Below are 26,248 nucleotides of genomic sequence, written 5' to 3'. Positions count from 1 at the left end.
TCGCGTTCATGGTCAGCTCGATGAACGCCGGGGGCCGAGCGTGTGGCGGCGACCTTATCCAACGCATGGGTCGCCCAAGGTCATCAGGTCATGCTTGTGTCTACCTATCCCGTCAGGGGTAAAAGTTTTTATGCACTCGACAAGGCGGTTCGTCTGGTCTGGCTGGCCGACCTGATGGGAAAGCGTGCGCGTTCGGTGTTCGGGCCGGTCTGGAAGTTGCTTGTAATGCGCCGGTTGCTGCGCAACGAGCAGCCCGATGTCGTCGTGTCCTTCCTGACCAATGTCAATGTCATGACCCTTCTGGCGACGTGTGGGCTGGGGCTGCCGGTAGTGGTCTGCGAACGTACCAACCCGCGTTACAGCCACAGTGCGGGTCGTGTGTTGTCGGTGTTGCGTCGCTGGTTGTACCCGCACGCCAGTGCGGTCAGTGTGCAGACGCGCGCAACGGCCGCCGATGTTGGTCCGCTCCTGAAAAATGTGCATACGCTCGACATCCTGCCTAATCCGCTGCCGCCCGATCTCGCTGCCATGCCGATGGCCAGCCTGCAACCCGATGAGCAAGGTCGTTTCCGACTGGTGGCCATGGGACGCCTGCAACCCGACAAGCAGTTTGATCGCCTGATTGCCATGTTTGCCAGAGTGCAGGCCGATTTCCTGATTGGGATCTGTGTATTTACGGTGATGGCCCCGCGCGGGTCGATCTTGAGGCCCAGGTCCGGGATCTTGGTCTGACGGGTCGGGTGCACCTGCCCGGGCGAACCCCGTTGGCCTGGAACGTGCTGCAAAAGGGCAGCCTGTTTGCCATGACATCCCGTGTCGAGGGGTTCCCGAATGCCTTGCTTGAAGCCATGGCCCTGGGGTTGCCAGCCGTGGTGTATGACTGTCCCAGTGGCCCGTATGAAATGACGGATGGCGGACGCCATGCGATGCTGGTCTCTCTGAACGATGAGGATGGTTTCGTGGCTGATTTGCGAGCCCTGATGGCCGACCCTGCAAAGCGGCAGAGCATGGGACATGAGGCCGCGCAGGCGATGCGTACCAGTTATGGGTTGCCGGTGGTGCTGGCGCACTGGCACTCGGTTTTTTCCCGTATCGTCAAACATCATGAATAAGCCCACTGTTTTGCACATCGTTCACGTTATTTCGGGTCTGGGTCATGGCGGCGCTGAAACCGTGCTGTTCCGGTTGCTCACGGCACCTGGGCAGACCGATAAACATACGGTCATCTCCATGACGGATGACGGTGTGTTTGGCGCGCGTCTGCGTGATGCGGGTATTACGGTTATTACCTTGGGTATGCCCGCAGGACGATTGACCGGGTCCGGGTTGATGCAGATGTACCGTCTGTTCAGACAGTTGGCCCCTGATATCGTGCAAACCTGGATGTACCATGCCGATCTGGTGGGGGGCGTTGTGGCTCGTCTGGCGGGTGTTCGTCGGGTGTCTTGGGGTATTCGGAACTCTGGCGCCAATCTGCAGAAATCCAGCCGCGTCACCCGGATGATTGCCTGGTTGTGCGCACGTGTCTCGGGGGTAGTGCCAGCCGCCATCGTGGCGTGCGCTGATAACGCAGCACAGCGTCACAAGGCCTGGGGGTATCGGGCAGATCGCTTTCGGGTCATTCCGAATGGCTATGATCTTTCTCGTTGGGCCCCTTCGCCAGAGGTCAGGCTGCGAGTGCGGTCAAGCTGGGGTGTTGCGCTTGATACGCCGGTGGTCGGGTGCGTGGCACGTTGGAACCCTCTGAAAGATCATGCGAATCTGTTGGCCGCTGTCGCGCTCAGCCGGGCCCGGTATCCGCATATCCGGTTGGTGCTGGTGGGGCAGGGGATGACGGCCGAAAACGCAACCTTGATGACGTTGATCCATCGGCACGGTTTGCAAGATCATGTACTGTTGTTGGGGCGTCGTGATGATGTGCCCGATGTGATGAACGCGCTGGATATCCACGTGCTGTCCAGTTGTGCTGAAGGCTTTCCCAATGTCGTGGCCGAGGCCATGGCCACGGGTGTTGCGAATGTCGTGACTGATGTCGGTGATGCCGCGCGCATCGTTGGCGATTACGGCTATCTTGCGCCGGCGCAAGATAGCGCGGCGTTATCGCAGGCCCTGGATCAGGCGCTTCAAGACCTGGGTACGGCCGGTATGGCAATCCGGTTGCAAAAAGGCCGTGAGCGTGTCGAACGGTTTTTCAGCCTGCCCTCGATGGTTGCTGCCTGGCGGTCACATTGGCACCAGCTGGCCGGTCGCAAACGGCTCGTGTATGCCATCAACAACCCGGCATTTTTTCTGTCGCATCGTTTGCCGCTGGCACTGGCCGCGCGCGATGCCGGCTACGATGTGCATGTGGCCACCATGGATGGCCCTTCAGTTCCCGGATTTTATCGCTGGGTTTTCAGCATCATGTGATCCCCATGTCGCGTAGCGGTCGCAATCCAATCCGTGAGTTTCGCAGCTTGCTGGCATTTCGCCGGTTATTCCTGGATTTGCGTCCGACTATCGTGCATGCCGTGACGATCAAGCCTCTGCTGTACGGTGGCATTGCTGCCCGTCTTGCGCGTGTGCCCGCGTTTATTGGTGCCGTTTCCGGGTTGGGATTTGTGTTTACGAGCGGCAACGCCGCCCATAATCTGGTTCGTTGGGCCGCAACTCAGTTGTATCGTCTGGCGCTGGGGCATCCGCGCAGTCGTGTGATTTTCCAGAATGACGGCGATCGCGACACGTTGCAGCGTGCCGGGGCTGTGCGGCCGGGTCAGGTTGTCATGATTCGCGGTTCGGGTGTCGATCTGAACGAGTTCATGACGGTGCCTGAACCGGACGGTGCGCCGGTTGCCCTGATGGTATCGCGGGTGCTGAACGACAAGGGCGTGAATGAATTCGTCGAAGCCGCGCGACTGACACATGGACACCCGTCCGGTTTGCGCTGGGTTCTGGCAGGTAGCCCCGATCCGGGCAACCCGGCCAGTGTCTCGGCCGAAACGTTCGAGTCATGGAAACGCGAAGGGGTGGTCGAGTGTCTGGGCGAGCGCACGGATATTGCCGAGCTGTATCAGCAGTCGCACATTGCCGTGCTGCCGTCGTATCGTGAAGGTTTGCCCAAGTCGCTGGTTGAAGCTGCGGCGTGCGGTCGGGCCGTGGTGACAACCGATGTGCCAGGCTGCCGTGATGCGATTGAGCCGGGCGTAACCGGAGTGCTGGTGCCGGCCAAAGACGCGGTGGCACTGGCGCAGGCGGTGGTGCAGCTGGCTGAAGATGCTGGCCTGCGCCAACAGATGGGGCAGGCCGGTCGCCGGTTAGCCGAACAGGCCTTCGATATCCGGCTGATTCAGCAGGCGCATGTCCGCCTGTACGACGAGTTGTCAGAACGGTAAGCGGGCGTTAGGTGCCAGTGCAGTCAGGGCCTGCCGGAATTCGTTCTGGATGCGAACCAGTGCGGCTTCGTTGTCACCTTCAAAACGCAGAACCACCACCGGCGTTGTATTGGACGCCCGCGCCAGGCCGAAGCCGTCGGCGTATTCGGCTCTGACGCCGTCAATGGTATTGATGGCGGTCGCTGACGCGAATTTGCCTTCCGACTGCAGTCGGGCTATCAGCGCATGGGGTTCGCCTTCCTGCATTTCGATTTTCAGTTCCGGTGTGGAAACCCCTTGCGGCAAGGCCTCAAGGATGGCCGAGGCATCGGCCTCGCGTGAAACGATCTCTAAAAGACGTGCGCCGGTGTACAGGCCGTCGTCAAAACCAAACCAACGTTCTTTAAAGAAGGTATGCCCGCTCATTTCGCCAGCCAGTGGAGCACCGGTTTCGGCCAGTTTGGCCTTGATCATCGAGTGTCCGGTTTGCCACATCAGGGGTTCACCGCCGGCCTCACGGATGGCACTGGGCGACATAACGGCTGCATTTCACGTCGAAAATGATCGTGGAGCCGGGCGCGCGTGTGAGAACGTCTTGTGCATAAAGAATCAGTTGGCGATCGGGCCAGATGATTTGCCCCGACTTCGTAACGACGCCCAGACGGTCTGCATCGCCGTCAAAGGCCAGGCCCAACTCGCAGTCAGTGTCGTGCAGCGCTTTGATCAGGTCTTGCAAATTGTGCGGGTCTGCCGGATCGGGGTGATGATTCGGGAAAGTGCCATCGACGTCGCAGAACAGTTCAGTGACTTCGCACCCCAGGGCGCGGAACAAGGCGGGGGCGACAGCACCACCAACCCCATTGCCGCAATCGATCGCCACTTTCATGGGGCGAGTCAGTTTGACGTCTGATGTGATGGTCTTGATGTAGTCGTCGATGGGGTTCCATGACGACGATTGGCCGGGGCCGTTGCCAGTGGCAACGCGCCGCTGTTCATGGCCTGTTTCAGCGCCTGGACATCGGCACCGTACAGTGTCTTGCCGGCCATCATCATTTTGAAACCGTTGTAATTTGGCGGGTTGTGGCTACCCGTAATGGCCACGCCGGATCCGGTGCGACGCGTGTGGGCAGCATAGTAGACCAGGGAGTGGGAACGCAGCCCAGGTCAAGGGTGTTGATGCCTCCGGCCCGGATGCCGGCTTGCAGGGCCTCGGATAGCGCAGGGCTGCTGAGTCGGCCGTCGTAGCCCACCACCAGCGTGTCGACGCCTTCGCGTTGTGCTTTTTGCGCCAGGGCCAGGCCCAGTTGCCGGGCAAAATCCGGGTTGATTTGTTCGGGCACGGTGCCGCGGATGTCGTAAGCCTTGAAGACAGCGTCTGGAAAGGAGGGCGTGGTCACGGTTTGATCCTGATGAACTGTAGGGTTAAAAGCCGCTCAATTATGGCATAGGCTTAAAATGGACCGACCCTGTCTGAGAGGTGGTTCTATGACCCTGATTGCTGAACTGGCCGGCCTTGTAGGCCAGCCCAATGTCATAACCGGCGCCGATGCCGAAAGCTTTCTTGTCGACTGGCGCGGACGCTATTCGGGCCAGGCCCTGGCCGTTGTGCGGCCCGGATCAACTGCCGAAGTGGCCGCCGTCATGGCGTGGTGCTCTGCGCACCGTGTGCCAGTTGTCCCGCAGGGCGGAAATACCGGTTTGTGTGGTGGGGCTACCCCTGACGCGTCCGGGCAGGCCATAGTCTTGTCACTGGGTCGCCTGAACAGTATCCGATCCATTGATACCGACAACGACACCATGGTTGTCGAAGCCGGCTGCATTCTGCAGAACATCCAGCAGGCCGCCAAAGAGGTTGACCGGCTGTTTCCCTTGTCGCTGGCCGCCGAGGGCAGCTGCACGATTGGCGGGAACCTTGCCACCAACGCCGGCGGAACCCAGGTGCTGCGTTACGGCAATGCACGCGATCTGGTGTTGGGGCTTGAGGTTATTTTGCCTGATGGCCAGGTCATGCAGGGTTTGCGGGGTTTGCGCAAAGATAATACCGGCTACGATTTGCGCAATCTGTTCATTGGTAGTGAGGGGACGCTGGGGGTGATTACTGCCGCCACGCTCAAGTTGTATCCGCAGCCTGTGGCGCAATGCACTGCATTGGTCGGGTTGGCCGATATCCAGTCAGCAGTGGCGCTGCTGTCAGTGGCCCGAAAAGGGTTTGGTCCGGCGCTGACCGGGTTCGAGCTGATTGCCGGCGATTGTCTGCAGGCCGTCACCCAATGCTTCCCGCAGCAGCGCATGCCGTTCGAGGGCGAGTCTGCCGGTCTGCCCTGGTATGCCTTGCTTGAACTGTCCGATGCCGAAAGCGCTGAACATGCGCGCGAACGTTTTGAAACCATTGTCGGTCAGACCATCGAGGCGGGGTTGGTGCTCGACGCCGTCATTGCAGAAAATATTGCACAAAGCAAGGCGCTCTGGCACTTGCGTGAAAGCATTCCGCTGGCTGAAAAAATGCTGGGTAAAAGTATCAAGCACGATGTGTCTGTACCAGTGTCGCACATGGCTGAATTTGTGGAAACCACCAATCGAGCCGTGCAGTCACGGTTCCCGGGCGTGCAGCACATCATTTTCGGCCATTTGGGTGATGGCAACCTGCATTACAACATTGCACGTGGCGCCCGGCGTTCAGAAGAAGAGTTGCTGGCCCTGCAAGATCAGGTGTACCAGGTGGTTCACGACAATGTGTTCCGGTTCGGTGGGTCCATCAGTGCCGAGCACGGCGTGGGTCAACTGAAACGCGATGTGCTGTCCCGCTACAAAGACCCGGTTGAAATGGCCCTGATGGCGCGCATCAAGGTTGCGCTTGACCCCTTGGGTATCATGAATCCCGGCAAGGTGCTGACGGGTTGACAGGGAGTGAACAGTCAGCGCCGCTGGCAGGTGGGGCAGTAATACGTGGCCCGCTGCCCTTGCACAATTCGCTTTATCGGGGTTTGGCAGACGCGACAGGGTTGACCAGCACGGTCGTATACGGCCGCATGGATATCGAAATAGCTGCCCGGCGCACCGGTTGCATTCACATAATCGCGCAGCGTGCTGCCGCCCGAGGTCAGGGCGTCATCCAGTGTTGAGCGAATGCTGGTCCACAGGCGTTCACAACGTGCCTTTGACAAACTGCCTGCCCGGATTTTCGGGTTGATGCCCGCCCGAAACAACGATTCCGAGGCATAAATGTTGCCTACGCCTACAACGATGTCACCGCCCAGCAACGCTTGTTTGATGCTTTGCGTGCGCCCTTGAAGCTGCTGGTGCAGGAACGTTGCGGTAAACCGTTCGTCAAAGGGTTCGATGCCCAGCTTGGCCAGTAACGGGTGCGACAAAACCGGGCCATCGGCCAGGTCATGCCAAAGTACCGCCCCGAACCGCCGCGGGTCATGCAACAAAAAGCGGGCATTCTCAAACACCCATTCGATGTGGTCGTGCTTGCGGGCCGGTTCGTCAAGCGACACTCGCCGAAGCGAGCCTGACATCCCCAGATGCACAATCATGACGCCGTGGTCGAAGCCGATCAGCAGATATTTGCCGCGACGATCGCATGACCGGACCCTGTGGCCATTGACCCGTTCAGGCAGGTCGGCGGGTACCGGCCAGCGCATGCGTGGCTCGAAGACATTCAGGGCCTTCAGGGGTTGACCCGTCATCACCGTCGCAATTCCGCGACGGGTGGTTTCAACTTCAGGTAATTCGGGCATAGTGGGGAGCTACAGTCGATACGGCTTTATGTTATTTTGCCACTTGGCCCGATATTATCGGCGCAATTGTGACGGTTCTTATTAATGAAACTCCAGAATTTCCTGCTGTCCTGCGTTTTTGCGGGGCCTTTGCTCTTGCCGCTGGCGGTTGCTGCAGCGTCCGGTGATGCGGCGCCGATGCCCCCGAGCCTGTTGAGCAAATCCATCTGCGCTCCAACGAACTGCCCATCGTCAGCTTGACGCCCGAGCTGCTTTATCGCCTGATGGTGGCCGAATTCGCTGTGCAGCGGGGTGAGCTTGATCTGGGGGCCGAGCTTTTGTTGCGTGCTGCGCGCGACACGTCTGACCCCCGATTGGCCAAGCGGGCCTTCCAGCTTTCCATGGTAGGCAGGAATTTCGCCCTGGCCAATCAGGCCGCTCAATTGTGGGCCCTGGTTGCACCCAACGACCCTGAAGCGGTAGCCAGCTCACTGGCCCTGTCGGCATCCAGCGGTCAAACCGCAGGCCTCAGTGCGGCGCTCTGGAAGCGTATCGAGAATGCCGAAGACAAAGACCTCGCCATCGGGCAAGCCGCGGCCATTGTCGGCAAGCTCTCGGACAAGCGGGCAGCCTTCGAGGTGTTGAATGCGGCCCTGCGGGCCCTGTGCGCAATCTTCCCATCACGTACCTGGCCCTGGCGGATGCGGCACTGGGCGGCGCAAGACGCTGAACGGGCGCTGGTCAATGCCCGTCGTGCACAAGAGCTTGACCCGTCCTCCGAACAGGCGGCTCAGCGCTTGCTCGAATACGGTCTTAAAGTAGACCCGGCGGCAGCATTGGCGTCGGCCCAGGCGTTTGTGGCCCGTTATCCCCAGACCGAACGGTTGGGCGCATTGCTGGTGTCGCGTCTTGCCGAGCGGGGCGACTACACTGGCGCGCTTGCTCTTGTCCAGCAGATGCGTCGTAACACACCCGAAAACTTTGATCTGCAGTTTACCGAGGCGGAAGTCAACTTCAGGGCCGGCCGTCTTGATGCGGCCAAGGCTTTGTTGAACGACTACATTACCGTGCAGACGCAACGTCGCCTGTCGCTCGATGACAAAGCGTCTGATGCAATGGCCGATGCGTCAGATGCCCGTTTGATGCTGGTGCGTATTGCCGAGCAAGAAGGCAAGTTGCATGAGGCTATCGAACAGCTCAAACGAATTGATGAACCTGCGCTTGAGTTCCAGGTTCGGGTTCACGAGGCCACGTTGTACGGGCGTTTGGGTGACCTGGTGGCCGCCCGAAAAACCATTGAATCGATTACGCCGCAAAGTGACAACGAGCGTGCGGTGCTGGCCATGTCCCTGGCGTCCATTTATCGTGATGCGGGTCGAACCGATCTGGCTATTCAAACGCTGGCCAAAGCCAATACGGCGGTCGCTGATTCCGCCGAAATCAAGTACGACCTGGCTATGTTGTACGAGCGTCAGGGTAATTTTCAGGCGTTTGAGCGCCTGATGCGCGAGGTCATGGCGCTGCGCCCCGATGATGCCAATGCCTACAATTCGCTGGGTTACACCTTTGCCGACCAGAATATCCGCCTGGATGAGGCACAGCGTTTGCTTGAGCAGGCGCTGTCGCTTGAGCCCGACAACCCCTACATTCTTGATAGTGTCGGCTGGTACTTGTATCGCACGGGCGATTACGAGTCAGCTGCCGAATACCTTGAGCGGTCGTATAAAAAACTGCCTGCAGCAGATGTCGCGGCGCATCTGGGTGAGGTTTACTGGGCGATGGGGCGCAAGGAAGACGCCCGTAAAATCTGGGCCGAGGCGCTCAAGAAAGACCCGGGGAATGATGTCCTGGTCAAGACCATGCAGCGTTTCGGGGTGAAATAAATGTTCGCACCGGGGGTATGGTCACACGGATTCCGGGTTTTGTTCCTGGTGTTGTGTGTCTCTGTTCTGGCAGCGTGTGCGACGCCGTCGGCGATTCAGGGGCCGGCCACCGACGCCTTCCAGCGCAGTGGCCGCTTTGCGGTTTCAGTCGATGATATCGAAGGGGGTCCCAGGCGGTTCAGGGCGGTTTTGCCTGGTACGACTCGGGGCGGCATCTTATTCTTGATCTGGCTAATCCTTTAGGTAGTACCCTGGCGCGCGTCGAGGTTTTCCCAGACCGCGCTGTATTGGCACGGTCTGATGGCTCAACCCAGGAAGCAGCAACGGCTGATGCGCTGATTGCGCAAGTGGTGGGCGCGGCCATTCCTGTGTCAGGGTTGCGCAGCTGGCTCAAGGGTGACATCAACCCGGCGCTTACAAGTGGCGTCCAGCAAGATAATGGCAGCACCCGTTTCGTCCAGGATGGCTGGTCTGTTGCTCTGTCGCGACACGATACGCACGGTCCGCGCCTGGTGCATCTGACGCGCAAAGAAGGGCTGCGCAGCATCAGCGTCCGGCTTGTGGTCGACGCCTCCTGAACAGGTGCTGCACATGTCAACGCTTTACGATGTACCGGCTCCGGCCAAAATCAATTTGTTTTTGCACGTAGTCGGTCGTCGACCCGATGGGTATCACCTGCTGCAAACGGTATTCCGTTTCATCGGGCTGTACGACTACCTGAATTTTGACCGGCGAACAGACGGTCGTATCGTGTGCGAAAGCCCGGTGCCCGGTCTGGCGCACGAAGACGATCTGGTTGTGCGCGCCGCGCGGGCATTGCAGCAGGCCACCGGAACGCATTACGGCGCACAGATCAATTATCAAAAGAACATCCCGTCAGGCGGCGGCCTGGGTGGGGGTCAAGCGATGCGGCCACGACCTTGATTGCCCTGAATCGTCTTTGGGGAACCGGCTTGTCGCGCAGCGAGTTGATGCGGCTGGCGCTGCCCCTGGGGGCCGATGTGCCTGTATTCATTTTTGGGCAGCCCGCGTTTGCTGAAGGCATCGGTGAAATACTTCACCCGGTTTCGGTGCCGGAGCGGGCGTATGTTGTTGTACAGCCGACGCAGTTTGTGCCCACAGGTGGAATTTTTTCATCGCCTGATTTGACAAGGGATACTTTTTGCGTCAAAATTACGGTCTTTACTGATTGGCAAGCATCAGTTGAACAAAAAAACGCGGTGTCAGATTTAAAAAATCAACAAAGCGTTTATTTTGGGCAAAATGATTTGCAGCCAGTTGTTTTTGGCAAGTATCCGGTTGTTGAAGAAGCGAATCGTTTCATTCAGGGCTTGGGTGCAAATCCAAGAATGACGGGTTCTGGTTCATGTCTTTTCGTTGAGTTTGTAACATTAGACGAAGCCAAAGCCTTTCAGCAAAAAATTGTCGGTACAATAGCACGCTGTCAAACTGACAACGCAACGGCAGTTAACAAAACATGGGCTTGCCCAGGGTTGTTAAATCATCCGTTGTACGACTGGTTACACAGTTAGGTGGGGAATCGCCAAGCTGGTTAAGGCACTGGATTTTGATTCCAGCATGCGAAGGTTCGAATCCTTCTTCCCCAGCCAAGAATTTAGTTCTACTCCTTTTAAAGGATCGCTGCTAACAACAAGCTGTTGAGTCGGCCCCGTACGGGTGTGCTGGTCAACGGCTTTTGTTGTTTTTGGCGCGCCGCAAATCGCTACCCCATCCATCATGGCACAAGACAGATTCATGATCTTTACCGGCACGGCTAATCCCCGCCTTGCCGTAGACGTCGTCAACCACCTCGATATGTCCCTCGGGAAAATGACCGTAGGTCGTTTCTCCGACGGTGAAGTCATGGTAGAGATCAACGAAAACGTTCGGGGTAAAGACGTTTTTGTATTGCAACCCACCTGTGCGCCCACCAACGATAACCTCATGGAAATCATGGTCATGGTTGATGCGCTGCGTCGTGCGTCGGCCGGTCGCATTACTGCCGCATTGCCGTACTTTGGCTATGCACGCCAAGACCGACGTCCACGTTCAGCCCGTGTTTCCATTTCCGCCAAAGTCGTTGCCAACATGCTTCAGGTGGTGGGTGTAGACCGCGTCATGACCATGGACCTGCACGCTGACCAGATCCAGGGTTTTTTCGATATTCCTGTCGACAACGTGTATGCCGGCCCCATTTTGCTGGGTGACATCTGGCGTCGTAACTACAAAGATGTTGTGGTCGTATCCCCCGATATCGGTGGTGTGGTTCGTGCCCGTGCATTGGCCAAGCAACTCGAAGCTGATCTGGCCATCATTGACAAGCGCCGTCCGCGCGCCAACGTGTCTGAGGTCATGAATATCATCGGCGAAATCGAGGGACGTACTTGTATCATCATGGATGACATGGTTGATACGGCAGGTACCCTTTGCAAGGCAGCTCAGGCGCTCAAAGAGCGTGGTGCGCTAGGTGTTTACGCCTACTGTACCCACCCGGTTTTATCGGGTCAGGCCGTAGAGCGCATTACGACATCCGATCTCGACGAGCTGGTCGTTACCGACACCATTCCGCTGTCTGAAGCTGCGCGTAATTGCGGCAAGATCCGTCAGTTGTCGTGCGCGTCGCTGCTCGGTGAAACCATTTTGCGTATTTCAAACGCCGAATCGGTCAGTTCGCTGTTCGTCGATTAAATTTTTTACTGTGGGTCAGCTGGTCGCGGCGGCCCATAGTGGTTTGCAGCCCTCGGGCTGTTTCTTAACGGGGTGTAGTGCCCCTTGTTTCCGGAGTTCCATCCATGAAATTCACAGCAACATTGCGTAGCGTTCAGGGTACGAGTGCGAGCCGCCGCCTGCGCAACGCCGGTCGTGTTCCCGCCATCGTTTACGGCGGCACCGAAGCCCCCTGAACATCGAACTCGACCACAACGAAATCTATCACGCACTGCGTAAAGAAGAGTTCCACGCCTCCATTCTCGACATGGAGCTGGACGGTACCTCGCAAAAAGTTCTGCTGCGTGCTGTTCAGTGGCACCCCTTCAAGCAATTGGTTCTGCACGTTGACTTCCAGCGCGTTGATGCCAAGCATTTCATCACGACCAAAGTGCCTCTGCACTTTATCAATGGTGAAACATCGCCCGCAGTCAAGCTCAGCGGCGCGCTCATCAGCCACGTTCTGAACGAACTCGAAATCAGCTGCTTGCCCGCCAACCTGCCGCAGTTCATTGAAGTTGATCTCGGTTCGATGGTTGCCGGTGAAATCGTTCACCTGGCCGACATCAAACTGCCGATCGGTGTAACGTTTGTGGCTCACGGTGGTGATGCAAACCCCGCTTTGGCTGTTGCCATGAGCAAGGGTGGCGAAGCTGATTCGGCAAAAGCTGAATAAGCCATTTTGCGCCGTGAGCGACGTCGTGCTGTAATTGCATGACGTCGCATCAAACCCCTGTCGGTTCAGCCGCCAGGGTTTTGTACTTTGATTTTTGCCTCCATGAAACCTCCCATTCGCATGATTATCGGCCTGGGCAACCCCGGCCAAGAGTACGAAAACACGCGCCATAACGCCGGCTTTTGGCTGGCGGATCAGATCGCTGATGATTTGCATGCGGGGTTCACGCTGGAAAAGGCATTTTTTGCCTGGGTAGCCAAGGCGCGCGTGGGGGCGGGGCAAATCATCATCGTCAAGCCCACGACATTCATGAATCGTTCCGGGCAGGCAGCCGGCGCGTTGATGCGGTTTTACAAGCTGACGCCACCTGAAGTACTAGTGTTGCACGATGAGCTCGATCTGCCGCCCGGCAGCGTCAAGCTGAAGCAGGGCGGCGGGCATGCCGGACACAACGGTTTGCGGGATATCCAGTCAGTGTTCGGCGCACCCGATTTCTGGCGCTTGCGTATTGGTATTGGCCATCCGCGTTCTTTGGGGCTGGCACAAGAGGTGGCGGCATTCGTCCTGAATCCACCACGCCGTGACGAGCTCGATGTGATCGAGCGTTCTCTTGAGCGCTGTCGCGCCGTGTTGCCGGCATTGCTTGAAGGACGCTACCCGCAAGCGATGAATCAACTGCACGAGGCGAACAGTGGCTAGCCTCCGGCCAGCGCAGTGGCCGTCCTTCGGTACTGAATTGCGCGATTTTTTGCGCTTCTTGCAGCGTCCTGATTTTCGTCGTTTGCCACTTCGTGCGACAGGGGATAGCTGGCATACCGACTGGTTCTCGTCATTGCGCGTTGGGCGGCTGCTGCAATGGGCCGGATTGTTATGGGCCATCAACGTGCTGTTGCTGGGGCCTATCGCCGTCGCCGTGGCCGGGCTGTCCGGCGCCCAACATCGGTTGCAGCTTGATAATTTACCCTGGTTGCAGGCTGTCCTTTGGGCGCCTCTGGTTGAAGAGCTGGTGTTTCGCTATGGTCTCAGGCGTCTTGGTGCGGTGGTCTGGCTTGTGCCCGCCGCCCTGGTTGCCTTGCTGGCCGGGCCGGGTGCGCTGACATTGGCCCTGGTCGGGCTTATTGTCCTGGCCAGCTGGTGGCCTTGCCGGTCGGCGGGTTCGCGCCGTGCAGCCCCGTCGTCGCGGCAGACACGTTTGGTACTAGGCTCCTGGTCCATTCGCCGCTATTATCGGCGTCATTTTTTCTGGGTTTTGCACACGTCATGTCTGGCGTTTGCAGCCATTCACCTGGCCAATTTTTCTCATTCTGCAACGCCGTTTTGGGCCTTGCCTTTGCTGGTGCTGCCTCAATGGTTGACCGGTCTGGTACTGGCCTGGATCCGTGTGCGTCGCGGCTTCGGAGTCGCTGTTGTCCTGCATGCCGTCTTCAATGCCGGCCCGCTGCTCGTCGTGTGGCTGATCCTGTCATCCCTGTCAGGCTCACCACGTTAAAATAGACCGTTTATTGTTCAATTACAGGATTCCCATGGCTTTGCAATGTGGCATCGTTGGCTTGCCCAACGTCGGTAAATCTACTCTGTTCAATGCGCTGACCAAAGCAGGTATTGCTGCCGAAAACTACCCCTTCTGTACCATCGAGCCCAACGTAGGGGTCGTTGAGGTCCCCGATCCCCGTCTTGCTGCCCTGGCCGAAATCGTCAAGCCCGAGCGTGTGTTGCCCGCTGTCGTCGAGTTCGTTGACATTGCCGGTCTGGTGGCCGGGGCGTCAAAAGGGGAAGGGCTGGGTAACCAGTTTCTGGCCAACATCCGTGAAACTGACGCCATCGTGCATGTCGTGCGTTGTTTTGAAGATGACAATGTCATTCACGTTGCCGGCCGGGTTGACCCCATTTCCGATATTGAAGTCATCAATACCGAATTGGCGCTGGCCGATCTGGCCTCGGCCGACAAGGCCCTGTTGCGTCATCAGAAAACAGCACGTGCAGGCGACAAGGAAGCCGCCAAAATGGTGGCCTTGCTTGAACGCGTCATCCCGGCGCTGAACGAAGCCCGTCCGGTTCGTTCCCTTGGGCTCGATGCCGAAGAGCTCGCGTTGCTCAAGCCCTTGTGTTTCATTACCGCCAAACCGTGCATGTATGTAGCCAACGTCGTGGAAGGCGGCTTTGAAAACAACCCGCACCTGACAACGGTACAGGAATACGCCAAGGCCGAAAATGCACCGGTAGTTGCCGTGTGTGCTGCCGTTGAAGCTGAAATTGCCGATCTTGACGATGAGGATCGCAATATTTTTCTGGCCGACATGGGTATGGACGAACCTGGTCTGAACCGTGTCATCCGCGCCGGTTTCCGCCTGTTGGGTTTGCAAACGTATTTCACGGCGGGCGTCAAGGAAGTGCGCGCCTGGACCATTCACGTGGGCGATACCGCGCCTCAGGCGGCGGGTGTCATTCATACTGACTTTGAACGCGGCTTCATCCGTGCCCAAACCATCGCTTACGAAGACTTCATTGCTTACAAAGGCGAGCAAGGCGCCAAGGAAGCCGGAAAAATGCGTGCTGAAGGCAAGGAATATGTAGTCAAGGATGGCGATGTGCTGAACTTCCTGTTTAACGTCTGAACCATGCCGACTATCTGAAGGATCGCGCCAAGATAATGCAGCAATGGGCCGATCTGTTGGATCAATGGAAGAGCAGAGCAAGCAACATCGTCTCGATCAAGCCTGCCGAAGTAGCCGCTTGACGTCGTGGTGGCGATTGCCGGATTGGATATGTTGCGATTTCAGAGAAATCGCAACATATTTGATTGACCTGTCGCCACCAGCGACATAAACTGGGAACGTGTCGCAAAAGTCCGAAAATTTGACCATGACCAGTTGGCGCCCAGACCAGCCTTACAACGACTTGCCCCCTCTGCCCCCCGCAACAGAGGTGGAAACGCGCCCGGTACTCAAGCAGTGCATTGCCGCACGTGCTGCCCTGGCCGAACTCAAGCAGGCGGCTGAGTTGATCCCTAACCAGGGGTGCTCATCAATGCGCTGCCACTCCTGGAAGCGCAGGCCAGCTCGGAAATCGAAAACATCGTCACTACGACCGACCGCCTGTTTCAATATCAGAATGCCGGAGAGCATGCCGACCCGGCCACCCGCGAAGCACTGCGCCACAGCAGCGCCTTGCTTGACGGATTCCGTGCGCTTAAGCAGTTTCCGCTGAACACCCGCACGGCAGAGCAGGTTTGTACACGCATCAAGGGCACGGCAATGCAGGTGCGACGTGTGCCCGGTACTGCACTTGCCAACCAGGCCACCGGCGAAGTGATCTATACCCCGCCCGTCGGAGAGGATGTGCTGCGATCAAAGCTGGCGAACTGGGAGCTCTATCTTCATGAGGCGCGCGATGTTGATCCCTTGATCCGCATGGCCGTCGGACATTACCAGTTCGAGGCGATTCACCCTTTCACCGATGGTAACGGTCGCACTGGGCGTGTCATCAATAGCCTGTATCTGATCCAGGAAGAGTTACTGACGCTGCCAATTCTTTACCTCAGCCGCTACATCATCCGAAACAAGGCCGAGTATTACCGGCTACTGCTCGATGTCACGCGTAACCAGGCATGGGAGCCGTGGATTCTCTACGTGCTGTACGGGGTTGAAGACACTTCACGCTGGACGACCGCCAAAATTTCCGCCATTCGTGACCTGGCGGCACACACCGTCACCCACGTTAAGCAAGCGGCACCGAAAATTTACAGCCGCGAACTGGTTGATCTAATTTTCGATCTGCCTTACTGCCGCATCCAGAATTTGGTCGAAAAAGACATTGCAGGCCGTCAGGCAGCATCCCGCTATCTGAAACAACTTGTTGAAATCGGCGTGCTGGAAGAACGAGCTGTTGGGCGTGAAAAGTTGTTCATTCATCCGAAGCTGATGCGGTTGCTGACGCGAGACGATAACGTAGTTTTGCGCTATTAGCCGCCAACCTAAATTAGTAGCCGAGATATTAATGGACGTCGCCAATGCTATGCCTAATAAAAACAAGCTCTCAGGCCAGTATTTGCGGTTTAACGTCTGATTCCTCCGGGTGGTGCGTCAGCTTCCGTCAAACGGTTAATCAATGCTACAACATTGATATCTTGTTTCATTGAGAAGCTGGCAATTCATGAACACTACGCCAATCCGGTTTTTTCCTTCCGATCCCCTGTTTCCGCTGCAATGGCATCTCTACAACACGGGCTCAACGCCCGGCAGCGTTGCAGGGTATGACATCAATGTTGTGTCCGTCTGGCCCGATTATTCCGGTAGAGGGGTATTGGTCGGGGTCATGGACCAGGGGATGGACCCGACACATCCCGATCTAATCCAGAACTATCGCCACGATTTGTCCTGGGACGTTCGTTCCGGCCAGCCCGGCGGTTCGGCCAAGGCACCGACGCAGAATCACGGTGTGCCGGTCACCGGTCTTATCGCGGCCGAGGCCGGCAACGGTATTGGCGGTGTCGGGGTGGCTTGGGAGCGCAGGTGACTTCATACCGGGCACCGCTCGACGAAACTGAAACTGACGATTTGCTGCTGGCCGCGTATCGGTTGGCATCGCAGAAACTCTTGGGCAGTGGCGTCGATGTCTGGAGCAATAGCTGGGGGCCGTCGCTGTGGCCGTTCAGTCTTCAGGATTACCAGCAGGCCTATCTCGACGTTTCACGAAGTGTGGCCGAGCAGGGGCGTGAGGGCCTGGGTGTGGTTACCTTGTTTGCTGCCGGTAATGCTCGCACCGAAAGATTCGATACCGCTGATAACGTTACCGATGCCATGCCTTGGTCAATTGCGGTGGCCGCCAGTGATCAAAAGGGCGGGTTAACCAGTTATTCCACGCCGGGCGCTGCATTGTTGATTACCGCGCCCGGCTCAGACCCTCGTACCATTGTGACGACAGACCGTTCGGGCAGTGACGGCTACAACACCGCACCCGGTGAGGCCGGCAATTACACCAATACCGATGAGTCTTACTTTAACGGCACGTCCTCGGCAACCCCGACGTAGCGGCAGCTGTTCAGCGTGGTGAACTGGCATCAGGTTGGCAACATTATCAGGCGTGGGGTGGCCACGAGCGGCGCGACCCTAATGTTTTGTTCAATGAAGCCTGGTATCTGGACACGTATCAAGACGTCGCCGCAGCGGTTCAGACCGGTGGTCTGTCAACCGGGTATCAGCATTACATGGCCTTTGGTTGGGCCGAGGGCGTGCGCCGGCCCCCTGGATGAATGCGACCGCCTATCTGACCAACAACCCCGATGTTGCGCAGGCGGGCGTTAACCCGCTGATGCATTACCTGGCGTTCGGTATCCATGAAGGGCGAACCCTTCAGGCGCTTCCTGTCGATTTCTGGGCGTAGCTCAAGGGCCGCATTTTGCCCAAGTGTTTGATCAGGATCCTGCATGTATCTCGGTCAAACCCGGGCCGGCTGTTTTCAAGGCAATTCTTTGAGCTCGATTTGTTGAAGGAGTGATGCATGCAGGTTCACAGTTTTGGCGGGCACGGCGGAGTTCAAGCCCGGGGTTTTATGCAGCGGTTGACGGCGGGGGCGTTGTTATCGGTACTGTTCACTACCTCTGCCCTGGCGCAGGGCACGGGCTATTACCCAGTGCAGGAATTGCTGGTTACGGGCCAAACCGTTGTGGGTGAAGATATTCAATACCCCACTGAAGGGGCCCCCAGGATTACCGTGGCGGTGGTTACTGTAGAACCCGGTAAGCCCGCCGCTTTTCATCGTCATCCGGCACCGCTGGTTGCTTACATCCTGGAAGGTGAGCTCACGGTCGATTACGGCGAGCATGGTCTGAAAACATTCCGCAAGGGTGATGCATTGGTTGAAGCCATGCATGTACCCCATCGTGGCATGAATATGGGCGATCAGGTCGTCAAGCTTCTGGCGGTGTATATCGGTGCAGAAGGGGTCGCTAATACTGTGCTTGAGAAATAGCTTTGCTGGATTTCAGCCATTTCGTGTCATGAGTTTCACTTGGCCGGTGCTACTTGCGCACGGTTTTCCCAGATGGATTTTTCGCTTGGCCCAAGGGCCGCATTTTTCCAGGTGTTTGACCAGGATCCTGTACGTATCCCGGTCAAACCCGGGCCGGCTGTTTTCAAGGCAGGCCTTGATATCGTCGTCATTGCGTGCCGTGCCCAGGTGGCACCATGCGTCAATAACATGCCATGCATCGCCTTCCTGCAATAGCGCCGGGCCATCAAAAGGCCAGGTTTTAACCCGTAGCCGGCCCAGGGCGTCCATCAGTCGAAGGTTGTGCTGCACGATGGTTTCTTCACCACAGCAGGCACCGCGGCAGCGTTTCAGTTGCCGTGCAAAGCAGGGTTTGCCAGCTTGCCCTTTTTCAAGGCCCAGAATCACAGGGCAAAGTTCTGCCGTTTTTGCAATGTCCTGAAGTGCTTTTTGGCCTCCTGCCCCGATTGGAACAGACCGTACAGGCTCGGCTGCCGGCCTACGTCAAGATCGCGTGCGTAAACCAGGACGGGGGATAGCTGTCCAGCCCGGGCAAATGCCATGAACAGAATTCCCGATTGCGACGCAGTTGCCGGTTCAGCGTGGGTTGCAGGGTCTTGACCAGCCGGGACTCAGTGATCAGGGCGTCGATTTCACCGGCGCAGGCTTGCCATTCGATACGCCTGACCTGCTGTGAAATTGACAGTTCTTTGGCCAGTGCATGGTCAGAGGAAAAGTGGGACAGCACGCGCTGGCGCAAGCGGTTGGCTTTGCCGACATAGATCGGCAGGTCGTTCTCGCCATAAAACAGATACACACCGTGCTGCTCGGGAATTGCATCAATGATGTCGGCATCGATATGAGCCGGCAAAGATGGGCGCGCCAATACTATCTTTTGGATGGCCTTGCGTTGTTCGACCGGGAAGACCGCATCGACTTTTTCCAGAAGTCAAAGATGGCCTGGGCGTCGCCCATGGCCCGATGGCGTTCACTGACTTCAAGTCCATGGCGCGTGATCAGCGCATCCAGATTGTGCTTGCTGTGTTCGGGAAACAGCTGTCGCGAATACTTGACGGTACACAACACCGGCGCACGAAAATCGATGTTGCACCGCTTGAATTCGTTCTTCAGAAAGGCATAGTCGAAACGTGCATTGTGTGCCACGAAAATATGGCCTGACAGTCGTTCGGCCAGTTCGGCTGCAAGCTCACTGAAAGGCAGCGCATTGGCAACCATTTCGTTGCTGATGCCGGTCAATGACGTAATGAAGTCTGGAATGCGGGTGTGCGGGTTCACCAGGCTGGACCAGCGCGTTTCCCGCTCGCCATCCCAGGTAATGACTGCAATTTCGGTAATGCGGTCGCGGGTGGCTGTCGCACCGGTGGTTTCGGTATCGACAAAGGCAAGCGGGCGACCTGGAGCTGGCAAAGGCATGGGTTAATGAGCGTATGCCGTTAAAGCAAATGCCCATCATAATCTGGCCTGCTGTAGCAAGCCAGTGTGACGGCACGGCTTACCGGTACAGGCTTTCGACGTAGTCGGCTCCGATGCCGACGTTTTCGTAATGGGCCTTGCACATGGCAATGTAGTCATGAACGTCGAAGTGGCCGGTCGAGTTTCCGTGTTCGTCCAGCCAGATCAGCGGCCCTTTGACGATAAAGAACACACGCATCGGGTCGTCGTGTTCGTGCGCAACCAGGGTGTGGCTTTCGCCGGGCGTTTCGTACACAAAGTCACCGGCACGTGCTACCCATTCGTGTTCCAGATAGCTCCATTGGCCTGAAATGGTGTAGGCAAATACCTCGTGCGGGTGATAATGACGGTTCACCAGCCCAGGCGCATCGGCCCGCAGAATGTCGGCCCACTTGTTCTCGGACGGTGAGATCCACAACGGGCGCGAGAAGACGGTTTCACTGAACGGTACGTAGTAACGCATATCGTCGGTGGGCGCGTTCTGAATGTAGGCCTCGGGTTTGGCGTCGGGCTTGAAAACGTCCTTGATGGGTGGGATCGAACGCCAGAACTCTGTGCCACTGGTTTTGCTCATGCTTGTCTCCGTTATAAGCTTTGGTTTAATTGATGGAAAAGAGCGAAATCATTCTAGAAAAAATTGTCCCGCTTTGGCTACTTTTCATGGCATCAGGCATTCTTTTGTCCGGTTCAACGGGGTATGCTATTCGTTCACTACACAGGGGGCAGCATTATGCGTGTTCTTGTTATCGGTGGAACAGGGTTTATCGGCCAGCATCTGGTGGCCCGTCTGGTTGCCGAAGGTCATCAGGTGGTTGTGCCCACGCGTCGCTATACCCACGCACGCGAGTTGTTGCCTTTGCCAACCGTTACGGTACAGCAGGCTGATGTGCATGATGACGCCCAATTGACTGCTATGGCGCTTGATGCCGAGGCCGTGGTGAATCTGGTGGGGGTGTTGCACAGTCGCCCCGGGCAGCCGTACGGCCCCGACTTCAAGCGGGCTCATGTTGATTTGCCCGCACGAATTGCAAAAGCCTGTCTGGCGGCCGGGGTGAAGCATCTGGTGCACATTAGCGCGTTGGGTGCCAGTGCAACGGGCAGCAGTGGTTATGCCCGCTCCAAGGCCGCCGGCGAAGCGGCGATTCGTGATGCTTTGCAGGGTAAAGGCGTTACGTTCAGCATTATCCAGCCCTCGGTCGTGTTCGGGCCTGAAGATAATTTCATGAATTTGTTCGCCGGCCTGTCCAGGGTCATGCCGGTGATGTTGCTGGCAGGCGCTGGTGCCCGGTTGCAACCGGTGTACGTGGGTGATGTCGTCAAGGCCATCACGACCTGTCTGGTCAACCCGTTATGTCGCGATAAAACCTACCCTCTGGGTGGCCCCGGTGTTTACGTTGGGCGAGCTGGTGGCCTTGGCGGCGCGCTGGGCAGGTCACCCTCGCCCGGTAGTGGCGTTGCCCTGGGCGTTGGGGTATGCCCAGGCCCGACTCTTTGAGTGCTTGCCGGGTCCCCCTTAATGTCGCGCGACAATCTTGATTCGCTTAAAACCGACAATGTCCTGGTCGGCCCGTTGGCACCCGAATTGGGTATTGTGCCTACCCCTCTCGAAGCGGTAGCCCCGGGGTACCTGGGCTGTCGCCTGGGGCCGCGTTCCTGAGTACACCCCGAATGCCCGATCGGGTGTTGGGCAGTCGGGGTATTTTCGTCTCTGGCTTTAATGGCCGCAAGGCTCAGGTTTTGCTGGCGTCCAGCGCCTGTGAAATATCCGCCAGAATGTCATCAATATGTTCAATCCCGATCGACAGCCGGACCATGTCCTCGCTGACGCCGGCGGCTTTCAGCTCGGCGGCATCAAGCTGGCGGTGCGTTGTTGAGGCAGGGTGGCAAGCCAATGATTTGGCGTCACCGATATTGACCAGACGCAGCACCAGCTTCAGTGCATCGATGAATTTTGCACCGGCAGCGCTGCCCCCTTGATGCCGAACGTCATGATGCTGGCGGGCTTGCCACCAAAATATTTCTGGGCCAGGTCATGCTCGGGGTGATCAGATAACCCGGCATATTGCACCCATGAAACTTGCGGATGAGCTTTCAGGAATTCTGCCACTTTCTGTGCGTTCTCGGTGTGACGTTCCATGCGCAAGGACAGCGTTTCGATACCTTGCAAGATCAGGAATGCATTCATGGGCGACAGGGCGGCGCCGGTGTTGCGCAGCGGTACCACGCGGCAGCGCCCGATGAATGCCGCCGGGCCAAAGGCCTCGGTGTAGACCACCCCGTGGTACGACGGGTCGGGTTCGTTCAACATCGGGAAGCGGGCTTTATGTTCAGCCCACGGAAACTTGCCAGAATCGACGATGCAACCTGCAATCGTCGTGCCATGACCGCCCATGTATTTGGTCAGGGCATGCACGACAATGTCGGCCCCGTATTCGATGGGGCGGCACAGTGCCGGTGAGGCCACTGTGTTGTCCACAATCAGTGGAACGCCATGGCGGTGGGCTGCGTCAGCCAGTGCTTTCAGGTCAACAATGTTGCCAGCGGGGTTGCCGATGGTTTCGCAAAACACCGCACGAGTTTTGTCATCGATCAGGGCTTCCAGAGCGGCAATGTCATTGTGCGGGGCAAACTTTACCGTAATGCCCTGGCGCGGGAACGTATGTGCAAACAGGTTGTATGTTCCGCCGTACAGTTTGCTGACCGAGACAATGTTGTCGCCGGCTTGGGCAATGGTCTGGATGGCGTATGTGATGGCGGCCATACCCGATGCCACGGCCAGTCCGGCAACGCCACCTTCCATGGCGGCGACGCGTTTCTCAAGTACGTCATTGGTCGGGTTCATGATGCGGGTATAGATATTGCCCGGTACTTTCAGGTCGAACAGGTCTGCGCCATGCTGCGTGCTATCGAAAGCGTATGACGTTGTCTGGTAAATGGGTACGGCAACTGACTTGGTGGTGGGGTCAGGCTGGAAGCCGGCATGGATGGCAAGCGTTTCAAGTTTCATAAATGTGTCTCGCTGTTTGACAGAGGCTGATGGTTATCGTTATTGAGGTTGAGGGTTGCAGTTATGCTGACCGCGCAAGCATATCAAAACATCATACGTGCAGCAGGGGTTAATCAGTCGTCAAAATGATGTCATAACGTGTACGTTTGATGAATTGCCCTGCGTCTTGGGTTAGCATTCACGGTATCTGTTGCACATCAAGCTTGGGGATACCCCGGTTTCCGAGGCCGTACATGAAAGTCTGGTTCAAACGTAGTGTTGTGGGCGCCGTTGCGTTGTTTATCGTGGCGTTGCTGGGGTTGGCAATTTTTTTGCTCACCTTTGACCCCAATGCGTACAAAAACAAGGTGCAGGAACTGGTGGCAGAGCGCTACCAGCGCACTTTGCTGATTAATGGTGATATTTCCCTGTCGCTGTTCCCGCGTATCGGGCTGTCGGTTAAAGAGGTGTCGTTGTCCAATCGGGACGCCACCTCTTTGTTCGCCTCCATCGAGCAGGCACGCGTTGCCGTCGCCATTTGGCCCTTGCTGTCCGACAATCTGGTGGTCGATCACATCAGCATTTCAGGCTTCAGGGCATGGGTATCGCGCTCCAAAGAAGGGGTGCTCAATTTCAACGACTTGCTCGAAGGGCCGTCAACCGAGGTTGCCATCACAGAGCCTGCTGCAGGGGTTGCCTCAACGGGGCGCGTGTCCGGCCCTGCCGGCGATACGCCTGCTGAGGCCGCCGATGGTTTGTTGACGCCTCGCGTTGCGCAAATGAACATCGATATCGCAGGGCTGGAGCTGAAAGATGGCGAGGTTCATTTTGTTGATGCGAAAAACGGCCATTCCGGGCGTATTTCCGGCGTGCAGCTCAATACCGGTCGGGTCACGTTCGATCAACCCTTTGACGTTACCCTCAAGGGCGTTTTGCAAGCCGACAGCCCGGTCGCTGACGCGCGGTTTCAGGGGCAGGCGCTGCTGCGCCTTGATCGTGCACAAAGCCGGTATGCCGCCCAAAAACTCAATGTGCAAATTTCGGGAAAACTGGCCGATCTTCAGGCGCAGTCCATCACCTTGCAAGGTAATGTGGCCTATAGCGCGGCCAATCGTCTTTTTGACGCCACCGGCTTGTCACTTGGTGTGCAAGGCAGCCTTGGTGGCGCGAAGCCAGTCCAGGATCTGGCAGTGACATTGGCGGCGCCCCAGCTCAAGGTCGATCCAAGTCGTGCACAGCTGGAAGTGCAGCGCCTGGGCTTGCGGGCGACCGGCAAAATGCCAACCGAAAGCTTTGACGTTGCGTTCGATGCGCCAGACCTGTTCGTGTCGCCAGAACAGGCACGGGGTGAATCGGTATCGGGTACGGTCAAAATTGCGGGTGATTCCGTATTGGGCCTGGCCGTTGAAATGGCGGGTTTGGGTGGGAATGCCAGCCAGCTTACGCTGAAGGAACTCAAGGTTGACGGCACGTACAAGCAAACCGATCGCCTGACGCGCATTAACATGGTGTCGCCCCTGCGCTGGAATGCTGACACGACCGAGCTGGGCCTGACGGCCATCAAAGGCGATGTCAAAATCGACGCCCAGACCCTTGGGCCGTCAGGTTTCGAGTTCCCCCTGATCGGTAGCGTGCTGGTTAATATCGACAAACAATCGGTCAGCAGTGACCTGAATGCCGTTCTCAATGGCAACCCGCTCAGCTTTTCAACGCGTGTGGCAGGTTTTGAAAAGCCGGCGATCAGGCTGAATCTTCAGGCTGACGAGCTTGACTTTGACCAGTTGTTTCCCGTGCGGGCACCTGCCGATGCCTCTGTGGGTGCCTCGTCGACCGAGCCCGCGTCCGCCAACGCTGCGGCTGATCCGGTGGCGGCCGAATCGACTCAGGCTGCACAGGCAGGCGGTGGCACGCCACTTGATCTGACAGCACTTGATGCCGTTGATGTGGTCGCCACGGCTCGTGTGGGTCGCGTGGCTGGACGTGGGCTTGCCGCGTCAGAGGTCGTTATTGATGCCAGGGCTGGAAAGGGGCGGCTGGATATTTCGCAGTTGTCGGCCAAACTGTACGGTGGTGCGCTTACCGGCAAGGCTACTGCAACGTCAAAGAATGCCTTGAGCCTCCAGTTGAGTCTGGACGGCGTGGCCGTTGGGCCGTTGGTCGTTGCAACAACCGGTCATGATCGTCTTACCGGTACAGGTACCTTGCGTGCGAATCTGAAAACACAGGCGCAAACGGTCGATGGTTTGTTACCAGCGCTTGCAGGGACAACGCAGCTTGCTTTGCGTGACGGCACCATCAAAGGGTTCAATCTTCAGCAAACGCTGGTTGAAATCTCCGAGGCGCTCAGCAAAGTGTCGCATGGCAAAGTGCCCGATATTTCCGCCAGGTACGATTTGACCCGCGAGACGCAGTTTACTGCGCTGGACGCGAATCTGAATGTTGCCAAAGGGGTCGGTACGCTGACCCGATTGACGGTCGAGGCGCCGTTGTTGCGGGTATCGCAGGGTTCGCCAGCAGTTATCGATCTGGCCAATCGGACGCTTGATGTGGTTGCCAATGTGCGGGTTGTCAATACCACGCGCGGACAGGGTGGCCCCGATCTGAGTCGTCTGAGGGGCATCACGATTCCGGTGCGGGTACAGGGGCCGTTTGCTGAAATGAACTACGGGGTCGACGTTAAATCGATGGCCTCTGGGGCCGCCCGTCAAGTGCTCGAACAAGGTCTTAAAGACATCATCCAGCAGAAGGTTGCGCCGGGTACCTCCGACCAAGGCAAGCCCGCTGCCGATCCGGTCAAAGACCTGGGCAATACATTAAAGGGGTTATTGGGGCGATGACAGCAATCAATGATTGTCAACCGATTGCCGGTTGTTGCGTACTGAACGATGTGGATGCGGTTGCGTATCATCAGCGTTGGGCGGTCATCGACGAATATAGCCTCATCTTGAACCGTGACACGTGCCCGGCATTGGCCAGGATCAGCGTGTCACTGGCGTTTGGCTACCTGGTGATTCGCGCAGAGGGGATGTTGCGGCTGGATATCCCGCTGGATGTCATTGAAGACGATGACAGCGCAATGCGTACCGCACAGCTCGGTCAGCACACGGTCAAGGTCATTGATGAGGGTGATCTGGCCGCGGCCTGGGTAACCAATTGTCTGGGGGTGAAGGCGCGTCTGGTGAAGTTTCACCCCGACGTGCCGGTTCCGGTCAGCTGGTGGTAACGCGCCATTAACTGGTCGGGCGTTTCGGTGTGCTCAGGGTGTACTTCAATACATTCCACCGGGCACACCACAATGCATTGGGGCTCGTCGAAGTGCCCCATGCATTCAGTACATTTTGACGGGTCTATCTCGTAGATCAGCTCGCCCATGTAAATAGCCTGGTTGGGGCATTGGGGCTCGCAGACATCGCAATTGATGCATTCGTCGGTAATACGCAGCGCCATGTGTCTGACCGGGCAGC

At 57.5% G+C, this 26,248-nt stretch carries 27 protein-coding genes, 1 tRNA gene and 6 pseudogenes; 23 read left to right on the top strand and 11 right to left on the bottom strand.

Annotated elements, in window-relative coordinates; all coding sequences use genetic code 11:
• Positions 1 to 90: 90 nt before the first annotated feature.
• The 5 genes and pseudogenes from N7E01_RS03800 (at position 91) to N7E01_RS03780 (ending at position 3,371) form a co-directional block, all read left to right on the top strand.
• Positions 91 to 732, top strand: a complete 642-nt coding sequence (locus tag N7E01_RS03800) for a glycosyltransferase (protein ID WP_289174672.1) — start codon at positions 91 to 93, stop codon at positions 730 to 732.
• Positions 666 to 1,112 (top strand): glycosyltransferase, encoded by a 447-nt coding sequence (locus N7E01_RS03795; RefSeq protein WP_350494997.1) that lies wholly within the window; start codon positions 666 to 668, stop codon positions 1,110 to 1,112. The genes N7E01_RS03800 and N7E01_RS03795 overlap by 67 nt, the downstream gene beginning before the upstream one ends.
• Positions 1,105 to 2,409 (top strand): glycosyltransferase family 4 protein, encoded by a 1,305-nt coding sequence (locus N7E01_RS03790; RefSeq protein ID WP_289174671.1) that lies wholly within the window; start codon positions 1,105 to 1,107, stop codon positions 2,407 to 2,409. Before N7E01_RS03795 ends, N7E01_RS03790 begins: the two co-directional genes overlap by 8 nt.
• Positions 2,358 to 2,708: pseudogene (locus N7E01_RS03785) on the top strand (glycosyltransferase); the annotation flags it as partial. The gene N7E01_RS03790 and the pseudogene N7E01_RS03785, both read left to right, overlap by 52 nt.
• A 54-nt stretch (positions 2,709 to 2,762) precedes the next feature.
• Complete coding sequence (locus N7E01_RS03780) at positions 2,763 to 3,371, top strand: glycosyltransferase (protein ID WP_350494996.1); 609 nt, start codon at positions 2,763 to 2,765, stop codon at positions 3,369 to 3,371.
• Here the strand turns inward: N7E01_RS03780 and N7E01_RS18360 are convergent.
• The 3 genes and pseudogenes from N7E01_RS18360 to N7E01_RS18350 all read right to left on the bottom strand — a co-directional run bounded on the left by N7E01_RS18360 (position 3,360) and on the right by N7E01_RS18350 (position 4,690).
• A complete protein-coding gene (locus tag N7E01_RS18360; RefSeq protein ID WP_350494930.1) occupies positions 3,360 to 3,887 on the bottom strand; it encodes a phosphohexomutase domain-containing protein in 528 nt (175 codons plus the stop codon). The genes N7E01_RS03780 and N7E01_RS18360 overlap by 12 nt on opposite strands.
• On the bottom strand, positions 3,865 to 4,236 hold the full coding sequence (locus tag N7E01_RS18355) for a phosphohexomutase domain-containing protein (RefSeq protein ID WP_350494929.1): 372 nt from the start codon (positions 4,234 to 4,236) through the stop codon (positions 3,865 to 3,867). The genes N7E01_RS18360 and N7E01_RS18355 overlap by 23 nt, the downstream gene beginning before the upstream one ends.
• An 8-nt stretch (positions 4,237 to 4,244) precedes the next feature.
• A pseudogene (locus N7E01_RS18350) lies at positions 4,245 to 4,690 on the bottom strand (hypothetical protein).
• 145 nt (positions 4,691 to 4,835) lie between these two features.
• On the opposite strand from N7E01_RS18350, the gene N7E01_RS03770 reads away from it, so the two are divergent.
• Positions 4,836 to 6,251: an FAD-binding oxidoreductase gene (locus N7E01_RS03770; protein ID WP_289174670.1), complete on the top strand. Its 1,416-nt coding sequence runs from the start codon at positions 4,836 to 4,838 to the stop codon at positions 6,249 to 6,251.
• 14 nt (positions 6,252 to 6,265) lie between these two features.
• Here N7E01_RS03770 and mutM read toward each other — a convergent pair whose 3' ends face one another.
• Together mutM and N7E01_RS03760 are read right to left on the bottom strand one after the other, a co-directional pair.
• Positions 6,266 to 7,093 (bottom strand): bifunctional DNA-formamidopyrimidine glycosylase/DNA-(apurinic or apyrimidinic site) lyase, encoded by an 828-nt coding sequence (mutM, locus tag N7E01_RS03765; protein WP_289174669.1) that lies wholly within the window; start codon positions 7,091 to 7,093, stop codon positions 6,266 to 6,268.
• A 26-nt stretch (positions 7,094 to 7,119) separates the two neighbouring features.
• Complete coding sequence (locus N7E01_RS03760; protein ID WP_289174668.1) at positions 7,120 to 7,299, bottom strand: hypothetical protein; 180 nt, start codon at positions 7,297 to 7,299, stop codon at positions 7,120 to 7,122.
• Between the two features lie 30 nt (positions 7,300 to 7,329).
• Between N7E01_RS03760 and N7E01_RS03755 the strand changes: the two genes are divergently transcribed.
• From N7E01_RS03755 to N7E01_RS03690, 14 genes and pseudogenes are all read left to right on the top strand, one after another.
• A complete protein-coding gene (locus N7E01_RS03755; protein ID WP_289174667.1) occupies positions 7,330 to 8,955 on the top strand; it encodes a tetratricopeptide repeat protein in 1,626 nt (541 codons plus the stop codon).
• A gap of 218 nt (positions 8,956 to 9,173) precedes the next feature.
• The gene (locus N7E01_RS03750) at positions 9,174 to 9,533 is read left to right on the top strand and encodes an outer membrane lipoprotein LolB (protein WP_350494995.1); all 360 of its coding nucleotides are present in this window, start codon (positions 9,174 to 9,176) and stop codon (positions 9,531 to 9,533) included.
• Between the two features lie 13 nt (positions 9,534 to 9,546).
• A pseudogene (gene ispE, locus N7E01_RS03745) lies at positions 9,547 to 10,487 on the top strand (4-(cytidine 5'-diphospho)-2-C-methyl-D-erythritol kinase).
• A 1-nt stretch (position 10,488) separates the two neighbouring features.
• Positions 10,489 to 10,565 (top strand) — tRNA-Gln (locus N7E01_RS03740).
• Positions 10,566 to 10,692: 127 nt separating this feature from the next.
• Complete coding sequence (locus N7E01_RS03735) at positions 10,693 to 11,643, top strand: ribose-phosphate pyrophosphokinase (protein ID WP_289174666.1); 951 nt, start codon at positions 10,693 to 10,695, stop codon at positions 11,641 to 11,643.
• Between the two features lie 104 nt (positions 11,644 to 11,747).
• Positions 11,748 to 12,337: pseudogene (locus N7E01_RS03730) on the top strand (50S ribosomal protein L25/general stress protein Ctc).
• Positions 12,338 to 12,439: 102 nt separating this feature from the next.
• A complete protein-coding gene (gene pth, locus N7E01_RS03725; protein ID WP_289174665.1) occupies positions 12,440 to 13,036 on the top strand; it encodes an aminoacyl-tRNA hydrolase in 597 nt (198 codons plus the stop codon).
• Complete coding sequence (locus N7E01_RS03720) at positions 13,029 to 13,826, top strand: CPBP family glutamic-type intramembrane protease (RefSeq protein ID WP_289174664.1); 798 nt, start codon at positions 13,029 to 13,031, stop codon at positions 13,824 to 13,826. Before pth ends, N7E01_RS03720 begins: the two co-directional genes overlap by 8 nt.
• Positions 13,827 to 13,860: 34 nt before the next feature.
• Positions 13,861 to 14,952, top strand: coding sequence for a redox-regulated ATPase YchF (gene ychF / locus N7E01_RS03715; protein WP_289174663.1), 1,092 nt, complete (start codon positions 13,861 to 13,863; stop codon positions 14,950 to 14,952).
• 402 nt (positions 14,953 to 15,354) lie between these two features.
• Complete coding sequence (locus N7E01_RS03710; protein WP_350494928.1) at positions 15,355 to 16,302, top strand: Fic family protein; 948 nt, start codon at positions 15,355 to 15,357, stop codon at positions 16,300 to 16,302.
• A gap of 187 nt (positions 16,303 to 16,489) precedes the next feature.
• On the top strand, positions 16,490 to 16,852 hold the full coding sequence (locus N7E01_RS03705) for a S8 family serine peptidase (protein ID WP_289174662.1): 363 nt from the start codon (positions 16,490 to 16,492) through the stop codon (positions 16,850 to 16,852).
• Positions 16,849 to 17,367 carry a S8 family serine peptidase gene (locus tag N7E01_RS03700; RefSeq protein WP_289174661.1) on the top strand — a complete coding sequence of 173 codons (519 nt, stop codon included), beginning with the start codon at positions 16,849 to 16,851 and terminating at the stop codon, positions 17,365 to 17,367. Before N7E01_RS03705 ends, N7E01_RS03700 begins: the two co-directional genes overlap by 4 nt.
• Before the next feature lie 217 nt (positions 17,368 to 17,584).
• Complete coding sequence (locus N7E01_RS03695) at positions 17,585 to 17,719, top strand: hypothetical protein (protein ID WP_289174660.1); 135 nt, start codon at positions 17,585 to 17,587, stop codon at positions 17,717 to 17,719.
• Positions 17,720 to 17,836: 117 nt separating this feature from the next.
• Positions 17,837 to 18,307 (top strand): cupin domain-containing protein, encoded by a 471-nt coding sequence (locus N7E01_RS03690; protein ID WP_289174659.1) that lies wholly within the window; start codon positions 17,837 to 17,839, stop codon positions 18,305 to 18,307.
• Positions 18,308 to 18,319: 12 nt separating this feature from the next.
• On the opposite strand, the gene N7E01_RS03685 is transcribed toward N7E01_RS03690, so the two are convergent.
• The 4 genes from N7E01_RS03685 to N7E01_RS03670 all read right to left on the bottom strand — a co-directional run bounded on the left by N7E01_RS03685 (position 18,320) and on the right by N7E01_RS03670 (position 20,372).
• The gene (locus N7E01_RS03685; protein WP_491565772.1) at positions 18,320 to 18,793 is read right to left on the bottom strand and encodes a hypothetical protein; all 474 of its coding nucleotides are present in this window, start codon (positions 18,791 to 18,793) and stop codon (positions 18,320 to 18,322) included.
• A gap of 31 nt (positions 18,794 to 18,824) precedes the next feature.
• The gene (locus tag N7E01_RS03680) at positions 18,825 to 19,211 is read right to left on the bottom strand and encodes a GIY-YIG nuclease family protein (RefSeq protein ID WP_289174657.1); all 387 of its coding nucleotides are present in this window, start codon (positions 19,209 to 19,211) and stop codon (positions 18,825 to 18,827) included.
• Between the two features lie 2 nt (positions 19,212 to 19,213).
• Complete coding sequence (locus tag N7E01_RS03675; RefSeq protein ID WP_289174656.1) at positions 19,214 to 19,759, bottom strand: 3'-5' exonuclease; 546 nt, start codon at positions 19,757 to 19,759, stop codon at positions 19,214 to 19,216.
• Between the two features lie 79 nt (positions 19,760 to 19,838).
• Positions 19,839 to 20,372 carry a 2,4'-dihydroxyacetophenone dioxygenase family protein gene (locus N7E01_RS03670; protein ID WP_289174655.1) on the bottom strand — a complete coding sequence of 178 codons (534 nt, stop codon included), beginning with the start codon at positions 20,370 to 20,372 and terminating at the stop codon, positions 19,839 to 19,841.
• A gap of 156 nt (positions 20,373 to 20,528) precedes the next feature.
• Between N7E01_RS03670 and N7E01_RS03665 the strand changes: the two are divergent.
• Positions 20,529 to 21,455 (top strand): annotated as a pseudogene (locus N7E01_RS03665) (complex I NDUFA9 subunit family protein).
• 73 nt (positions 21,456 to 21,528) lie between these two features.
• Here the strand turns inward: N7E01_RS03665 and N7E01_RS03660 are convergent.
• Positions 21,529 to 22,805 (bottom strand): annotated as a pseudogene (locus tag N7E01_RS03660) (bifunctional O-acetylhomoserine aminocarboxypropyltransferase/cysteine synthase).
• Between the two features lie 233 nt (positions 22,806 to 23,038).
• Between N7E01_RS03660 and N7E01_RS03655 the strand changes: the two are divergent.
• A complete protein-coding gene (locus N7E01_RS03655; protein ID WP_289174654.1) occupies positions 23,039 to 25,621 on the top strand; it encodes an AsmA family protein in 2,583 nt (860 codons plus the stop codon).
• Positions 25,618 to 26,007 (top strand): MOSC N-terminal beta barrel domain-containing protein, encoded by a 390-nt coding sequence (locus N7E01_RS03650; RefSeq protein WP_289174653.1) that lies wholly within the window; start codon positions 25,618 to 25,620, stop codon positions 26,005 to 26,007. The genes N7E01_RS03655 and N7E01_RS03650 overlap by 4 nt, the downstream gene beginning before the upstream one ends.
• On the opposite strand, the gene N7E01_RS03645 is transcribed toward N7E01_RS03650, so the two are convergent.
• Complete coding sequence (locus tag N7E01_RS03645) at positions 25,971 to 26,231, bottom strand: YfhL family 4Fe-4S dicluster ferredoxin (RefSeq protein ID WP_289174652.1); 261 nt, start codon at positions 26,229 to 26,231, stop codon at positions 25,971 to 25,973. The two genes, N7E01_RS03650 and N7E01_RS03645, sit on opposite strands and share 37 nt — an antisense overlap.
• Positions 26,232 to 26,248: the final 17 nt, after the last annotated feature.

Source organism: Neopusillimonas aromaticivorans, assembly GCF_030344915.1.
Lineage (GTDB): Bacteria > Pseudomonadota > Gammaproteobacteria > Burkholderiales > Burkholderiaceae_B > Neopusillimonas > Neopusillimonas aromaticivorans.
This window is presented reverse-complemented; position numbering and strand designations above follow the sequence as displayed.

Bases quoted from the DNA above. Each gene is read 5' to 3' on its own strand.
- N7E01_RS03800 (WP_289174672.1), top strand. From the start codon at position 91: ATGCTTGTGTCTACCTATCCCGTCAGGGGTAAAAGTTTTTATGCACTC.
- N7E01_RS03790 (WP_289174671.1), top strand. From the start codon at position 1,105: ATGAATAAGCCCACTGTTTTGCACATCGTTCACGTTATTTCGGGTCTG.
- N7E01_RS03780 (WP_350494996.1), top strand. From the start codon at position 2,763: ATGATTCGCGGTTCGGGTGTCGATCTGAACGAGTTCATGACGGTGCCT.
- N7E01_RS18360 (WP_350494930.1), bottom strand. From the start codon at position 3,887: ATGTCGCCCAGTGCCATCCGTGAGGCCGGCGGTGAACCCCTGATGTGG.
- N7E01_RS18355 (WP_350494929.1), bottom strand. From the start codon at position 4,236: ATGAAAGTGGCGATCGATTGCGGCAATGGGGTTGGTGGTGCTGTCGCC.
- N7E01_RS03770 (WP_289174670.1), top strand. From the start codon at position 4,836: ATGACCCTGATTGCTGAACTGGCCGGCCTTGTAGGCCAGCCCAATGTC.
- mutM (WP_289174669.1), bottom strand. From the start codon at position 7,093: ATGCCCGAATTACCTGAAGTTGAAACCACCCGTCGCGGAATTGCGACG.
- N7E01_RS03760 (WP_289174668.1), bottom strand. From the start codon at position 7,299: ATGGATTTGCTCAACAGGCTCGGGGGCATCGGCGCCGCATCACCGGAC.
- N7E01_RS03735 (WP_289174666.1), top strand. From the start codon at position 10,693: ATGGCACAAGACAGATTCATGATCTTTACCGGCACGGCTAATCCCCGC.
- pth (WP_289174665.1), top strand. From the start codon at position 12,440: ATGAAACCTCCCATTCGCATGATTATCGGCCTGGGCAACCCCGGCCAA.
- ychF (WP_289174663.1), top strand. From the start codon at position 13,861: ATGGCTTTGCAATGTGGCATCGTTGGCTTGCCCAACGTCGGTAAATCT.
- N7E01_RS03705 (WP_289174662.1), top strand. From the start codon at position 16,490: ATGAACACTACGCCAATCCGGTTTTTTCCTTCCGATCCCCTGTTTCCG.
- N7E01_RS03695 (WP_289174660.1), top strand. From the start codon at position 17,585: ATGAATGCGACCGCCTATCTGACCAACAACCCCGATGTTGCGCAGGCG.
- N7E01_RS03690 (WP_289174659.1), top strand. From the start codon at position 17,837: ATGCAGGTTCACAGTTTTGGCGGGCACGGCGGAGTTCAAGCCCGGGGT.
- N7E01_RS03675 (WP_289174656.1), bottom strand. From the start codon at position 19,759: ATGCCTTTGCCAGCTCCAGGTCGCCCGCTTGCCTTTGTCGATACCGAA.
- N7E01_RS03670 (WP_289174655.1), bottom strand. From the start codon at position 20,372: ATGAGCAAAACCAGTGGCACAGAGTTCTGGCGTTCGATCCCACCCATC.
- N7E01_RS03655 (WP_289174654.1), top strand. From the start codon at position 23,039: ATGAAAGTCTGGTTCAAACGTAGTGTTGTGGGCGCCGTTGCGTTGTTT.
- N7E01_RS03650 (WP_289174653.1), top strand. From the start codon at position 25,618: ATGACAGCAATCAATGATTGTCAACCGATTGCCGGTTGTTGCGTACTG.
- N7E01_RS03645 (WP_289174652.1), bottom strand. From the start codon at position 26,231: ATGGCGCTGCGTATTACCGACGAATGCATCAATTGCGATGTCTGCGAG.